Here is a 15,025-nt window from a genome sequence, read left to right as displayed (position 1 = left end):
CTGCGGACCGGCAAATCTTAAAAATGGTGACACTTTGGCTGGAATCCGGCATGTTCTTAAGCTCCGGCGTCTTCTATAATCCAAAGTGTAAGCACGATGTAAACGCAATCAATACAAGCAAATGGGGGATGACAATGAATATTACAAAAAAGCTTGTACCGCTTGTAGCTTCGGCGGCGTTGATGGTAACTGCACTGGCGGGCTGCGGCGGCGGCAATAATTCTGCGGCAGGCAGCACAGCGGCACCGGAAGGCAGTACACCAAGCGGTGAGGCTAGCAAGCCGGCCAGCATCAAGGCCATGACCATTCTGTTCGGCAATCCGCCGGAGATGACGAACAACAAGGCGCTGGAGGATCTGGAGAAGCGCGGCAATGTAGATCTGAACGTAACCTTCGTACCATCCGAAGCCTACACGGATAAGCTCTCTGTGGCAGTATCGGCCGGAGATTCCTATGATCTGCTGCTGATGGATGGCGGCAAGGACGATAAATTTAACAACCTGGTGAAAATGGGCGCTTTTCATGACCTGACCCCTTACCTTGCGAAGACCAAGAATATCAGCCAGATTGATGAGGTGGTCTGGAACGGAGCCAAGATTGACGGCAAATCGTACGGGATTCCCCGGCCGCGCGGTCTGTACGGCGGAGGCGAAGCCAATATTCTGATCCGCAAGGACTGGCTGGATAAGTATAATCTACCAGTTCCGAAGACGATGGACGAGCTGACGAATGCGCTTGCGGTGTTCAAGGAGAAGGACCCGGCAGGCGGCGGCAAAACCATACCGTTCACGATCTACGGTTCAGACGGTGTGAATAGCCCCGGGCCGTTCTCGGGTGTCCTCCCGATCCAGTATGCCTTTGGCATTCCTAATGTGTGGAAGCTGGACGGCGACAACGTGGTCCGTGATTTCCAGACGCCTGAATACAAGGCATTCCTGGAGTGGCTGAGAGATTCCTGGAGCAAGGGCCTGATCGACAAGGATGCGCCGGTATTGAAGAACCAGGGGCAGGCGCGGAGTAAGTTCCTTGCGGGCACAGCGGGTGCTTTTGTCGGGAATGTCAGTGATATTGTAGAGACCAACGTAGAAAAGCTGAAGCAGACGGACCCGAAGGCCGAAATCGCGATTGTCGATGTGCTTGAAGGCGCGAACGGACAGAAGGGTGCTTCTGTACTCTCCGGGTACTACGGACTGTGGGCGGTTCCAAGCTCCGTACCGGAGGATAAGGTGCAGCAGATTGTAGACTTCCTTGACTTCACGGCCTCCGAAGAGAATGTAGCGTTCTCCAAAGCGGGAGTCACCGGCATCCATTCCAGCGATTTCAAGAATGGGGTTGCGGTGCAGACCGAGGAGCAGAAGAAGCAGTATGAGCTCGATAAGCCGAACAATTTCATCCTGGAGAACCGTGCAGATCCATATGTATACGCCAACTCCAAGGAGCCGGACATCCTGGCGCTGCAAAAGACAACTCTCGATACGATCAGCAAGATCGGGGTGGAGAATCCGTTCCTCAGCTACAACTCACAGTACGCCAGCAAGAATCCGGACAGCTATAAGAAAATGAGTGCGGTCATGACGAAGTATGTGCTGGGCGAGGGAGCCTGGGAGGATGTGCAGAAGGAGATTGATACCTGGACTAAGGGTCCGGGCGAGCAGATCACCAAGGAACTGCTGGACCAATATCACGCAGAGCATTCCACGAAGTAATACAACAACACTATATACAGAGGCAAAGGAGGGGCTTTCCCCTTTCTTTTGCCCATTTGGATAAGGAGGTTTAGCCTGTGCAAAGAGCTTTACGACCCAAACGGTTTCATCAGCTATGGCCCTTTTACTTACTGGCAGCACCGGGTATTCTCTACTTTCTCACCTTTCATTACATTCCGATGACAGGACTCATTCTGGCCTTCAAGGAATACAGCCCGTTCAAGGGCATGATGGACAGTCCCTGGGTGGGGCTGGATAATTTCAGACAGTTTTTCGGAACCTCCGATTTCTATATGTTGCTGAAAAATACGCTGCTGATCAGTCTGCTGAATCTGATCATTTATTTTCCCTTCACGATCCTCCTGTCGCTGCTTCTGAATGAAGTGCGGCTTAAGGTGTTCAAGCGTGTCTCGCAGACCATCGTATATCTGCCCCATTTTCTCTCCTGGGTCGTGATTTACGGGATTACGATTTCTTTCTTCGGGCCTTCGGGCGTCATTAACCATTACCTCGGCCAATGGTTCGACGGCAGCGCTAACTTCCTGGTCAGCAACGAATGGTTCCGGCCGCTGGTCATCTTCCAGTCGATCTGGAAGGATGCAGGCTGGGGCACGATTATCTTCCTGGCGGCACTGGCGGGGATTAACCCTGAGCAGTATGAAGCAGCCAAGGTGGATGGAGCAAGCCGATTGCAGAGCATCTGGCATATCACCCTCCCCGGCATCAAAGGGACCATCGTGATTCTGCTGTTGCTCCGTCTGGGCTCCTCGATGGACTCCAACTTCATGCAGATCTTCCTGATGACCAATAGCCTTAACCTGGATGTCTCCAATGTCTTCGATCTGTTCGTCTACCATGTCGGTCTGGAGCAATTCAATTACAGCTTCGCGATTACCGTAGGCATGTTCAAATCCGTTGCCAGTCTGATCCTGGTCCTCGGGGCCAATTATGCGGCGAAGCTGCTGGGTGAGGAAGGCATATTCTAGAACAAGAACAGGAGTGGAGAGGTTATGAAGCTTAAGGCAACCTGGTTTGACACCATTATTGTAGTCATGATTTGCTTAATCAGCTTGCTGGTTATTCTGCCTTTTCTATATATTATTGCGGTCTCTTTCAGTCCGCCGGGAGATTCTATGGCCGGGAATTTCTTCATCTGGCCCAAGCACTGGACACTGGATGCTTATAGCTATCTGCTGAATGCGAATACGTTCCTGACCTCTGTCAAGAATTCTGTCATTATCACGGCGATGGGCACGGTGCTCAGCCTGTTTGTCTCCATTACACTGGCCTATGCCCTGTCGAAGAAATTTCTGCCCGGACGCCGGATCATGCTGCTGGTTATTTTCTTCACGATGATTTTCCATGGGGGCATGATTCCGAACTATCTGGTCGTCAAAAATCTGGGTCTGATCGATTCTTACTGGGCGGTAGTGCTTCCGGCAGCCTCCAGTGCCTTCAATATTATGGTCATCCGCTCCTTCTTCCAGAGCCTGCCCGAGAGTCTGGACGAAGCAGCCAGAATTGACGGGGCCGGGGAATTCAGAATTCTCTACTCGATCGTGCTGCCGCTGTCCAAACCGATTATCGCCACCTTCACCCTGTTTTTCATGGTGCAGTTCTGGAATGAATTCTTCTCAGCGGTGATCTATTTGAATGATACGTCGCGCTGGCCGATTCAACCGCTCCTGCGGCAGATGGTGGCAATCAGCGCCTCCAATATCTCGGCAGAGGCAGCGGTAGATGCTTCGCTTGCGGCCAACCTTGGACCCAATGTCCAGAATGCGGCCATTCTGCTGGCGATGCTGCCTATAGTCATAGTGTACCCGTTCCTGCAGAAGTATTTTGCCAAGGGTGCCATGCTTGGTTCAATTAAGGAATAGACTTTAGGCGGAGAGATACGCGAATATAAAGGTGATGATAGAATTGACTATGCGATATAAAGATCTGCGCCACAATCCCGCATACACGAAGCCGCAGCTAACGGCCGGGGAATTCTTAAGCACGATGCTGGACTTGAACAAACCGGAGCTTGCAGAGGTAGCTGCGAAGCTGGACTTAGGCGATGTCCCCGGTGCACGGGATGCTTATTTAGAAGTCATTGCAGCGGGTAACAACGGGAGATATTACTTTGAGGTGAAGGATGTTCCCAAGCTTCGGGCGTACGCCGCCAGCCATTACAGCGGGGAGGAAGAGGCGCAGCAGGATATTGCCGAGGCGGACCGGATTGTGGAGGGGGATATTCCCCTGTTCAAAGGGAAAAGAGTGCTCTTCCGGCACGGAAGCTACGACTGGAACAGCTGGTTGTTCGACAGTTCGCAGTATCAGCTGCATCTGACCCGGTTCGTCTATGTGAAGCGTCTGTCCAGAGCCTACGCGCTGACCGGGGATGATAAATACGCCAAATGCTTCAATGATATGATCAATCATTTCATTGACGACAACCCTATGCCGGTGGATGGTACGTTCCGGGCGGAGCATTGTAGCTGGGACCCCCTCTCGGCCGGTGTGCGGATGTTCATGCTGCCGGAAGCCTTCATTACCTTCTTCGGCTCTCCGGCCTTCGAGCCTGAGGTGAAGCTGAAGCTGATTCAGTCCTTCCAGCAGCACGGCGAATATGTGCGCAAATACCATGCCAGTGGCGGCAATCATGTCTGCATGCAGCTCCGGGGGCTGACTCAGACGGCGCTGCTTCTGCCGGAGCTGAAGGATTCCGCCGAATGGCTGGAATACGCCGGGCGTAAGCTGCCGGGATACATCCTTGAGAACGTCTACCCCGACGGGGTACAGTTCGAGGGCAGCCCGAATTACCACCTGATCGTCATGCGCGAGCTGTATGAACTGGTGGTTCTGTACCAGAAGCTCGGCATCGATGCCGGAGAATACCGGGAGACGCTGGAGAAGATGTATGTCGTCACGATGCATCTGCTGGCACCGGACGGGCAGCTGGTCAAGTTCGGCGATACCGATGTGCAGGTCGTCAGCGAGCTGCGTAATGTCATGAGCTTGGGCGCTTACCTGTATCAGCGGGGGGACTTCAAGGCGCTGGGGCATGAGCGGCTGCCGTTCTCCCTGCTGTGGAGAATCGGGCCGGAGGCTGCGGCGGAGTATGATCAGCTGAAGGCCGTTGAGCCGGCGGAGACGGCAGCCTGCTTCCCGGCAGGCGGTTATGTGACCTCGCGTCAGGGTTGGAGCCCTAACGACATGTACATGGCGATGCGTGCAGGTGTCGGGATCGGCGGGCATGCGCATTCCGATGCGCTCAGCCTGGTGCTCTACGCCGGAGGACGCGAGCTGCTGGCGGATTCGGGTATGGGCTTGTTTGAGTGGAACAAGGAACGTAAATATACAGTCTCGACCCGTGCCCATAACACTGTAGTTGTAGACGGGCAGGACCAGCATGTCCGCAGCTTCCACTGGAATACACCGCCTACGGCGAGCTGCAGAATCTGGGACACCCAGTTCAATGAAGCATATGACTACACCTTTGCGAGCCAGTACGGATATACCCGGTACGAAGATCCGGTGGTTCACTCCCGCAAGGTGCTGTTCATCAAGAACAGCTATTGGCTGATCGTGGATCTGTTCGAAGCCAAAGGTCAGCACCGCTATGAGCAGTACTTCCACCTGCCGCCGGGTGCAGCGGCCTACGATGCTCTCAGCGGGGACGTTGTCTCTCAACTGGAGGGGACTAATCTGCTGCTGAAGCCGCTGCCCTCCGGGCTGGAGGACGACCGGCTGACGCTGGAGCAGGGCCTGATCTTCAAGCAAGGTCACTACCATGAGAGTCCGGTCATGAAGCGTTCCCTTACCCTAACCGGCAGTGCAGCCATCGTCACCCTGGCTGTTCCGTTCGGCGCAGCGAAGCCGCAGATGCATGCAGAACGGCTGCCTGTGCGGCAGCATGGGGAACTGCTCTCGGTGCAGGAGGCCACCGCGCTGCGTATCGTAATGGAGGAGCGGGTGGATGACATCTGCCTTTACCATAAGAGTGTCGATGTCACGAGCTACCTCGACCATACCGGCAATATGATCTCTGAAGCGCTGCTGCCCCGCAAGACGGAGCCGGAAGGCATTGCGTTTGCCGGAGACAGCTATAACCGGGATGTTATTGTCATTAGTGGTCTTAGAGAATAGCAGAGCAGAACTAAGCAACGCCCATCCTGAACCGGGGATGGGCGTTGCTTAGTTGTCCAATATATTGTATCTCTCTTCCGGTGATAGCTTGGGGCAAGTGCTGCAATACTCTCCGGCATCAGGCCCAATCTTGATCCGGTAGGCTAGGCAGCAATGCCTGCGCAGATATAATGAATGGCCGCACAGCTTCGGATGCTCATACCGCCGGAACCGCATGGATAATTCATCCGGCTTCTCCGGCTGAAGCAGGGTAGTATAATCCTGGCTGATGATCCGGCCCCGATCCTCAGAGTCCCAGAGTCCCTTGTCCGTATGCAGCCTTTCATACAGGTTATGCAAATTATGCGCAATCAGCGACCACATGATCTTCTCCTTAGCTCCCGTATACCCTGATACAGCCTGGAGCACCTGCCGTAAATGTGCCAGCAGGCGATCTATATAGCCGGAAAGGCAGGCTTGACGAACTTCCGAAGGGTTATCAGGCCATTTGTCCGTGGCTGCCGTCTCCGCTTCATACTGCATCATTCCTGCATCCGTTAGCCTGAACCGTAAAGCGCCGGGCAGCAGAGAGAGCGGGGTATCGAAGAGAGTGATGGAGGCGGCCAGTCCCATGATCAACACCGAGTACCTTTTGGCAAACAAAGTTCCGACCACAATTCCTCCAGGCTCCCCAAGCTGGAGTGATTGCTGCCCGATAATTAACGGGAGCTTCGCCTCGTCCAATAGATCTTCTGTACTGTAAGGAAAAGAATGATCCCGCTTCTCCGTGACCGTCACGGCAAAATGCTGCTGCATGAAATCTTGTATCCACTGGCTGCTAAAAGGTATAACCTCACTCATTGCTCTAGCCATGCCATGATTTCATCAATAATTTCACCCCGGCCGATCACTCCCCAGCCCTTAAAGAGCCAGAAGGAATCGGTCTCATGAACCTTTCCTCCCTGTACGGCAGGGATGTTCTTCCAGAGTGCGCTGGCCTGCATGTTGTCCAGGAAATCGCGGGCATTGGAATCCACCTCAAGGACGATAAAGTCTGCCCCCAGCTCCGGTATTTTCTCCAAGGATAAATCTGCTCTTTGCTCTTCCGGCGTAAGTGCGGCAGGTTCGAACCCGAGATCCTGGTAGAGTAATGCATTGGTTGGATGACCTTGCTTTGCGTACACTTGGAGTGTCTTCTCCCGTACACGGAGGTAGGCGAGTTTTTTGTTGTCCAGCACTTTGATTTTCTCACTGGCCTGGACCGTTTTCTGTTCCAGTTCGGCAATTTTTTCCTTCGCCACATCCGTCTTGTCATACATCTCGGCAATGGTTAGCAGATCCTTGGTCCAAAAGGAAGTATCGTCGCCATAATCAAGCCATTCATTTCCAAGAACGATGGTAGGGGCGATTTTGTTCAGTTGCTCATACTTATTCTCGGCCGTCCGGCTCTCAATAAGAATCACATCCGGATCAAGCAAGGTAATGGCCTCAAGGTTGGGATTATCCGCCGAACCTACAGTTTGTACTCCCTGCAGCTTGTCAGCCATATAGGGAAGATACTCTCCTCCGTACCGGACCTCGGTGTTCACACCGGAGGGCTTCTCTCCGATAGTCAACAGATGATCTATGTACTCTGCCGAGAGAACAACGATTTTTTCGATTTTGGCCGGAATCACAGCTTCTCCCTTAAGGTGGGTAATCGTGCGTGTGTCCGGTTCTGCAGCCGCCTGATCCCTGGTTTGGGAAGCGGCGGGACTCTGTTCTCCGGAGGCCGGTTGTCCCGCTGTATTGCTGCAAGCGGCCAGTATCAGCAGCAGAACGGCAAGGAGCATGACCTGGATGGATTTCATTCGATTCATTTATTTCTCGTCTCCTTTGTGTAATAGATAATAATAATCATTATCATTATGATAGGAGATCGATACATGTTTTTCAATGGATTATAACCCTGTGTTGGCGTGGATAATTCTATCGTCCAGCGTTCCTATCCGGGATGCAACATACGACATGGCCCACTTTCTGCCTGAGGGTCCGAGTGTTTTGAACAACAGATCTCCGGCATCGAATACCCGGGACTGCTTCACTGCATCCAGTGAAGACCATTCTCTGGACGAGAGCAGTGCTTCCAGCCGTTGTCTCGATTCCAGGGTAGGGTCCGCAGCCAAAAAAATGGTTCCCGGGTTATACCCAGGAAGCTCATGAATCTCGAAATCCATTGATTCAGTCTGCTCACGGGTTGAGGGGGGCGGACTCAGTCCAAGATCTTGGTATAGCAGAGTTCCTGTCTGATTGGAGGCGCCGTACAAGCGGTAGAATTCAGAGCTGACTCTGATAAAAGAAACCGTGGGCAGTACATTCTGTGCTTCCAGCCGTGATCTAAGGAGGTGCTTCTGCTCTGTGTAGCAGTTCATCCAATCGTCAGCCTGCTGCTCTCTGCCCAGAATACGGGACAACCAGGACAACTGCTGATCCACATTATCGGTATGCTTAAGGACAACCGTGGGTGCGATGGACTCCAGCAGCTCGCCTGGTAACAGGCGGTCGCTCCCAATAATCAGATCAGGCTTCACCCGTGCCAGCTCTTCATAATTCAACCGGGAACCGTTCAGGCGGACAATGTCCTGCTCCAGTATACCGGAGTGGGGAAGGCTGTAATTTCTCGATACCCGCTCCCGGTAAGACAGCGCAGCCACTGGCGTTAGTCCAAGTGTCATTAGGTAATCATCCAGACCATAGTAGAGAACAGCAATACGGATATGATTGTTTTTGAGGTAACCGGCCGGTGCCACGCCTTCCGATTTTTTGAACACCCGGCTGAAATAATGCTCGTCCTTATAGCCCACTTCCTTGGCGATCTGCTTGACACGTTCGGAAGAGAAGAGCAGCTGCTTAGCCCTTTTTATCCGTTCCTCCAGCAAATAGGCCATAGGTGTCTTTTCTGTAAGCTGCTTGAACGCTCTGATGAAATGATTGGGGCTTAAGCCTGCCATTAGAGCCAGTTGCCCAACTTTAAGCTCTTGGTTGTAGTTGTTCTTCATGTGGGCAAGCACAATATCCATCCCTACAGCCTTGTCCTGATCAATATGCTTACTTGGTTGAAGCAGCAACGCGAGCAGCCGCTGCAGCCGGTACTTGGCGTGCATGATATCCTCCGGGTTACGGGTGCGGTGAGAGGAGGTCATTTGCCGGGTGATCTCTGCAGCCTGTGGATGGCCGGAAGCTTCAAGCTTCCCGCTAGTTGGAAATTCCGGAGGGTGGAGCTTCTGTTGCCTGTGATTTTTACTAAGCTGGATACAAGAGAAGAAAATGATCATATACCGCAGCGGTTCTGTCGTCAGCGCTTTGCCTTCCACCGAAGTTTCGGGCAACAACAAAAAGAAGTCTCCTTTATTCGCCGTAAGCAGGCCCCCATTTAGGATAATCTGTCCTTTACCTTCTGTGACATAACATAAGGCATGGTGGTGAAGGGTCCTTCGGGGCAAAGCTTCCCCTTCTGCCAATCTTCCGTAATAGCTGTGTACGCTTGAAAAAAACAAGCGCTCCAGCCTGAGTGCTGCCTGCGGTATTGTGGATAACATGCGTTCCTCCTCTGGTTTCAAGTCTCGTAAATAATATTTCCCGTCTCGCTCAGGTCATAGCTGTGAATCGAGCTTAGCTCACTGCGGAAGGCCTCCGAGCGTAGAATATCCAGAATGGCGTTAATCCAGGCTTCATTCTCCGGCTTCTTCACCATGACCAGATCGTAGCGCTCCCGGATCAGCGGAATGAAGTCGATGCCGTCAATGATTCTGGCGGCTTTCTCGGTGCCGATGCCCACATCCGCCCCGCCTCTTGCCACCAGGCTGGCTACTGCCAGATGGCTGTTCTCTTCATTAATGTATCCGTTCAAGCGGGAGGACGGAATTCCATGCAGGCGCAGCTGTTCATCCAGCAGCACCCGGGCGCCGGAGCCGCGCTCACGGTTAATCAGCGTTAGCCCGTCCTGCCGGAGATCCCCCCAACTGCGGATGCCTAGCGGATTGCCCTTCTGCACATAGAAGCCTGCGCTGCGTGTTAGCAGATGCACTACAATATAGGAGAACCCTACGAGCAGCTTGCGGATATAGGGCAGGTTATATTCGCCGCTATCGCCATCCAGCAGATGGGTACTGACAATATCTGATTCGCCCTGATACATGGCGATGAGGCTGTCCAGACTGCCCGCATAGGAACGGAGCGGGCGGGTGGAGGGCAGGGTCCGCTCCAGATGGGTCGCCAGAATATCAAGTGACATATCCTGACCGGTAATGACTACATGTACGCCGCTGCTCTTCATGCTGTGCGGCGGCGGGGAGGCGAAGGCCTGATAAGGCGCGGCGAACGGGGGGCCCGTCTGCTGCGATGGCTGCGCCTGAGGCAATGCAGCTTCAGTCAGCCCGCCCCCGGGCAGCGGATGGGCAGAAGGCCCGCTGTTGCGGGAATTCTGCTTGTACCTCTCCAGATCAGAGAGGTCAACCCGCATCTGCTTGCCGACACGGTAAGAGGGCAGCTCACCTTTTTTAATGAGATCATAGACCTTGAGCTTGGAGATTTTGAGCAGTCGGGCGATTTCCTCGGTTGTATAGGAAGTATTCTCGGTCATGTATTGTACCCTCCTGGGGGATGGACATCGGCAGATTCACAATTAGCCATATTAGGATAGCCTTATTATGCTCAAGACTACCTTATTTTGTGAACCTGTGCAATCCGGGCAGGCCCCCTAATAGGTCATATGCCGGTCTGTCTTCGCCTGCTGCACATCGGATAGCTGAATCAGCTCCGAGACGGTCACGAACCGGAAGCCCTGCTTTTTCAGCTCTGGCAGAATGATTTTCAATGCTTCCTTCGTCTGCGACGGCCCGTGGACATGGTCGTGGAACAGGACAATATCGCCGCTCTTGGCATTGCGGATCACCCGGCTGGAGATGTTCCAGACGCCGGGGCGGTTCCAGTCGCGGGTGTCCTGATGCCAGGACCACAGAACGGGCTTCAGGCCCATGCTGTTGGACACATCGATCAGCGTCTCGTCATACATGCCGCCCGGCGGTCTGAACAGGCTGCTGTGTCTGCCGGATATCTTCATAATTTCCTTCTCCGTCAGCGCAAGCTCCTCCTGAATCTGCTCCCCGGAGATCGGCCTTTTGAAATAGACATGATTATAGGTATGGTTCGCCAGCTCATGTCCTTCATTAATCACGCGTCTGGCGACATCGGGATAAGCGGCGATCCGCTTGCCAATCGCAAAAAATGTGCATTTCGCTTGATACTCATGCAGCACCTCCAGAATGCCGTCCGTCTCCAGGGGGTCCGGGCCGTCATCGAAGGTCAGCGCAATCACCTTCTGGCTGGTGCGCACTTCCCAGATCATATCGCCGCGCTCCTCATAGTAGTAGCGGTTTTTTGCCTTGTTCGGACTGCCCAGGGCCAGATCGGAAGGGCTGTGCATCAGCGCCAGTGCGGCAAGAACTGCGGCGGTCAATCGGGTAGCTGTTCTCATGGCTCTCAAATTCACTCCACACTTGTTTTTATAAGCGGTTTTTGCTGCTTAAGTCTTAGAATGCTCTATCCCCCTTGGTTGCTATGCATTTATAGCAGCCCGCAGGGCGATTTGCATTTTAGAGTGAAAGTTCCGGCAGAAATGACTTATAATAAGTTACTAAATACAGATCAAGGAATAGGGGCGGCGGAGATGACACTGATTGAACAAAGAGAGCATAGACAATATCCCGAAATCACGAAGCTGGAGACCTCCAGAGCCGCATATGAACGCGACTATTCGCGTCTGATCCATTCGCCGACCTTCCGGCGGCTGCAGGGCAAATCGCAGGTGTTCGGGGCCGGAACCGGGGATTACTACCGGACGCGCCTGACCCACTCGCTGGAGGTGGCACAGATTGCCCGTGAAGCGGCCAAGAGTCTGCTGCGTTCTTACCCGGAAGTAGAGACAGGAGCGGCGGAGAATCCGGGCCTGGTCATTGATCCCGAGGTAGTGGAATGTGCGGCAATCGCCCATGACTTCGGACATCCCCCATTTGGGCATAAGGGAGAAGAGGTGCTGGACAGCCTGCTGGAGAAGCTGGTTACCCGCAAGACGGTGGAGGCAGTGGCCAAGTCAGGGGCAGGTCCGGTTCAGCAGCAGACGATTCATGAGAGCATGAAGCGCAAATATGAGCATTTTGAAGGTAACGCCCATAACTTCCGACTGATCATGTTCCTGGAGAAGCGCGAGAATATCGACGGTCTGAACCTCTCGGACGCGGTGCTGCTGGGCATTAACAAATATCCTTTTCCCGGGACGGTGCTGAAGAAGGGGATGTATCTGCATGAATGGGAGTATATCCATGAGATCCGCACCCAGTGGGGAATTCCGGCAGGCAAAAAGACGCTGGAAGCGCAGCTGATGGACCTGTGTGACGATATTGCTTATTCGGCGCATGATCTGGAGGACGGCATCAAGGCCGGTAAGATTGAGGTACATGAGCATTTCATGCATGACGACTATATTCAGCGGCTGATTGTGGAGAAGATCACTACGCTTGAGGATGCCTTCTGGTCCGGCTGGAACAAGTCGGCTATCCGCTTCAAGGTGGAGGAGGTGCTGAGTTCATTCCTTCGGATCTGGAAGGAGAAGATGCCTACCTGTGAGAATGACTATTCCCGCACCCGCCGTGAAGTCAAGGCCTATTGGGTCAGTACCTTTGTCGCCAGCCTCGGCGTGATCGGGGACGGGGACTGGAAGAAGGTTACCTTCATTAAGGAAGGCAGGGAGGATGAGGACATGCTGCGGACCGTCAGTGTGCTCAAAAGCTTCGCCTGGGTAACGATGATCCGCGATTTGCGCGTACAGCGTCTGCAGAAACGGAGCGAGTGGATACTGCGGCGGCTGTGGGAGGCGTTCCTTGATCCCGAGACGTCCCGGAGTATTATCCCTTCGGACTGGCTGCAGCGGTTCGAGAAGGATCAGAAGTCGGCCAAGCCGATCTGGACCTGGGAGCATATGGTGACCGATTATATCGCCGGAATGACCGACGCTTTTGCCGAGAAAATCTACAATGAGCTGTACGGGCTGAAGGTCGGTTCGATATACGATCTGGATTAGACCTATCCTATATAGTAGAAACTTTACCTGTCCGCCGTCTGGGCTGGCAGGTAAAACCTTACATCGAGAGAAACATGTTAATTTTTAACCGTCTGCTGCCGACATAGTACATATAACCTATTTTTTTTTGCTTTTTTTATGAAAATAAATGTAATCAGATGGAAATTGGTGGAATCATCCAGAATAATTTCAAGGGGGCACACAGGTGTGGGGATAGGTCAGCGACTGAAGGATCTGTTAGGAAAAGGGAGGAAGGGAGCAGACAAGGAGCAGCAGGCAAGTCTGTTCCGGGGCAGAAAAAGCATCGGCTCCAAGATAGCCTACGGTTATGCGGCTCTGGCTGTATTCGTTATCATCAGCGGCGTGGTTTCGCTCTATCAAATGAACAATATGCAGAAGAACACCGGGAAAGTCATTAATCACATCATTCCCGAGCTGAACAAAATTCACAATGTCAACTATCTTACAGAGCATGTTATGGCACTCAGCCTGCAGCATATCCTGAGCACTGATAACGCGGACAAAAACGCGCTTGCGGAAGAACGGTCCAAATTCATCGGCAAAGTAGCGGATACTTTTAAGGAATATAAAGCCAATCTGAAAGGAGATCAGGAGCTGAAGCAATTACAGTCGCTCGTCGGAAAATGGGGCGAGTTCCTGACCGTCAACAATCAGGCGATTCTGCTCAGCAGCTCCAATGACGAGAAATTGGCCCTCGAGGTATCAGAGAAGGGGATTGACGCTTTTAATTCCATGCAGGTGGATCTGGATGCGCTGGTGGCGCACAGCCAGAAGGATGCTGAGGATGAGGGCAAAACTTCTGCGAGTATTTTCAATACCGCCGGGAGAATGAATATTGCGACTGTGCTGATTGTCCTTATCGTTATCGGTTTGGTTAATATGGTGATCCGCAGAACGATCATCAATCCGCTGAAGAAAGTAACAGCGCAGCTGCAGCAGATCTCGAGCGGGGATCTGACGGCGGAAGAGACGCTGATCCGCAACCAGGACGAGATTGGCCTGCTGGCCAAGACGGTGAATGAAACGAACCGCACGCTGCTGGAAATGGTCAGCCGGATCAGAGATGTATCAAGGATCATTGGGGAGCAGGGCGATGTGTTAATGCATACCATTGCCGATACGAAGGAAGGCAGCAGCCAGATCGCACTGACGATGGAAGAGCTGGCCACAGCGTCCGGAAGCCAGGCCGAAGCAGCGGTGGATGCCTCCAAGGCGGTGGAGGAGCTGAATACGTTAATTGAGAATTTTGCCGGCAGAGGTACGGATCTCTCCAATCATTCAGAGCAGGTACGGCAAAAGGGTGAAAAGGGCCGGGCGCTCATGGAAAGCTCCGTGGCGCAGATGAACGAGATTGCCGATGCGGTCTCGCAATCCATGGATACCGTAGAAGAGCTGAACCGCAAGAATGAAGGTATCTTCCATCTGGTAGGCTCCATCCGGAGCATCTCGGAGCAGACTCATCTGCTGGCGATCAATGCCGCTATTGAAGCCGCACGGGCCGGTGACAGCGGACGCGGCTTCGCCGTTGTCGCACAGGAAGTACGGAAGCTGTCAGAGGATGTGCAGCAGACGGTCTCGGAGATTACAGAGATTACACAGGGCATCCAGCTTGACTCCAGAACCATGGTAGAGCAGCTGCGCGGCGGGGTAGCCAAGACGGAGCAAGGCAGCCGGCAGATTGTCGAGACCGGTGATGCGCTGGCTGAGATCAACGGCTCGGTCCGCATGATGGCGGTGACAATCGACGAGATGGGCCAGGACCTGCAGCAAATGACCGGTGCCAGCGAGACCATGAACGAGTTCAGCCAGCATATCTCGGCACTCTCCCAGCAATCGGCGGCAGGTGTCGAAGAGACCTCCGCTTCAGCGCATGAGCAGCTCAGCTCGACCACCGCTGTGGCTAACGGCATCGCGGAGCTGAAGCTGCTGCTTACGGAGCTCCGGGAGTCGGTGACCCGCTTTAAGGTGTGAGGGGATAGATTGGACTAAAAGCTTATCAACGGCGATGCCGGCCGTAACTGCGGTGATATTTGGTCTTACGGCCGCTGTTGTTCCCGGATTTCTTGGA

Annotated in this window: 11 protein-coding genes; 6 read left to right on the top strand and 5 right to left on the bottom strand. The window is 53.4% G+C overall.

What is annotated here, in order from left to right:
* Positions 1–134: 134 nt before the first annotated feature.
* From MHH78_RS31300 to MHH78_RS31285, 4 genes are all read left to right on the top strand, one after another.
* A complete protein-coding gene (locus tag MHH78_RS31300; protein WP_341169985.1) occupies positions 135–1,706 on the top strand; it encodes an extracellular solute-binding protein in 1,572 nt (523 codons plus the stop codon).
* Between the two features lie 77 nt (positions 1,707–1,783).
* Positions 1,784–2,692 carry an ABC transporter permease gene (locus MHH78_RS31295; RefSeq protein WP_036723142.1) on the top strand — a complete coding sequence of 303 codons (909 nt, stop codon included), beginning with the start codon at positions 1,784–1,786 and terminating at the stop codon, positions 2,690–2,692.
* A gap of 24 nt (positions 2,693–2,716) precedes the next feature.
* Positions 2,717–3,586, top strand: a complete 870-nt coding sequence (locus MHH78_RS31290) for a carbohydrate ABC transporter permease (protein WP_076081038.1) — start codon at positions 2,717–2,719, stop codon at positions 3,584–3,586.
* 49 nt (positions 3,587–3,635) lie between these two features.
* Complete coding sequence (locus MHH78_RS31285) at positions 3,636–5,840, top strand: alginate lyase family protein (RefSeq protein WP_341170418.1); 2,205 nt, start codon at positions 3,636–3,638, stop codon at positions 5,838–5,840.
* A 48-nt stretch (positions 5,841–5,888) separates the two neighbouring features.
* On the opposite strand, the gene MHH78_RS31280 is transcribed toward MHH78_RS31285, so the two are convergent.
* The 5 genes from MHH78_RS31280 to MHH78_RS31260 all read right to left on the bottom strand — a co-directional run bounded on the left by MHH78_RS31280 (position 5,889) and on the right by MHH78_RS31260 (position 11,334).
* Positions 5,889–6,692 (bottom strand): hypothetical protein, encoded by an 804-nt coding sequence (locus MHH78_RS31280; RefSeq protein ID WP_341169984.1) that lies wholly within the window; start codon positions 6,690–6,692, stop codon positions 5,889–5,891.
* Complete coding sequence (locus tag MHH78_RS31275; RefSeq protein ID WP_341169983.1) at positions 6,677–7,678, bottom strand: iron-siderophore ABC transporter substrate-binding protein; 1,002 nt, start codon at positions 7,676–7,678, stop codon at positions 6,677–6,679. The genes MHH78_RS31280 and MHH78_RS31275 overlap by 16 nt, the downstream gene beginning before the upstream one ends.
* A gap of 81 nt (positions 7,679–7,759) precedes the next feature.
* A complete protein-coding gene (locus MHH78_RS31270; protein ID WP_341169982.1) occupies positions 7,760–9,397 on the bottom strand; it encodes an AraC family transcriptional regulator in 1,638 nt (545 codons plus the stop codon).
* A gap of 17 nt (positions 9,398–9,414) precedes the next feature.
* A complete protein-coding gene (locus tag MHH78_RS31265; RefSeq protein WP_341169981.1) occupies positions 9,415–10,440 on the bottom strand; it encodes a helix-turn-helix transcriptional regulator in 1,026 nt (341 codons plus the stop codon).
* 117 nt (positions 10,441–10,557) lie between these two features.
* Entirely contained in the window at positions 10,558–11,334 is a 777-nt protein-coding gene (locus MHH78_RS31260) for a polysaccharide deacetylase family protein (protein ID WP_076081055.1), read from the bottom strand.
* A 192-nt stretch (positions 11,335–11,526) separates the two neighbouring features.
* On the opposite strand from MHH78_RS31260, the gene MHH78_RS31255 reads away from it, so the two are divergent.
* Together MHH78_RS31255 and MHH78_RS31250 are read left to right on the top strand one after the other, a co-directional pair.
* Entirely contained in the window at positions 11,527–12,936 is a 1,410-nt protein-coding gene (locus tag MHH78_RS31255; protein WP_341169980.1) for a deoxyguanosinetriphosphate triphosphohydrolase family protein, read from the top strand.
* 207 nt (positions 12,937–13,143) lie between these two features.
* Positions 13,144–14,928, top strand: a complete 1,785-nt coding sequence (locus MHH78_RS31250) for a methyl-accepting chemotaxis protein (RefSeq protein WP_341169979.1) — start codon at positions 13,144–13,146, stop codon at positions 14,926–14,928.
* Positions 14,929–15,025: the final 97 nt, after the last annotated feature.

The organism is Paenibacillus sp. FSL H3-0333 (assembly GCF_038002805.1).
Lineage (GTDB): Bacteria > Bacillota > Bacilli > Paenibacillales > Paenibacillaceae > Paenibacillus_AQ > Paenibacillus_AQ silagei.
This window is presented reverse-complemented; position numbering and strand designations above follow the sequence as displayed.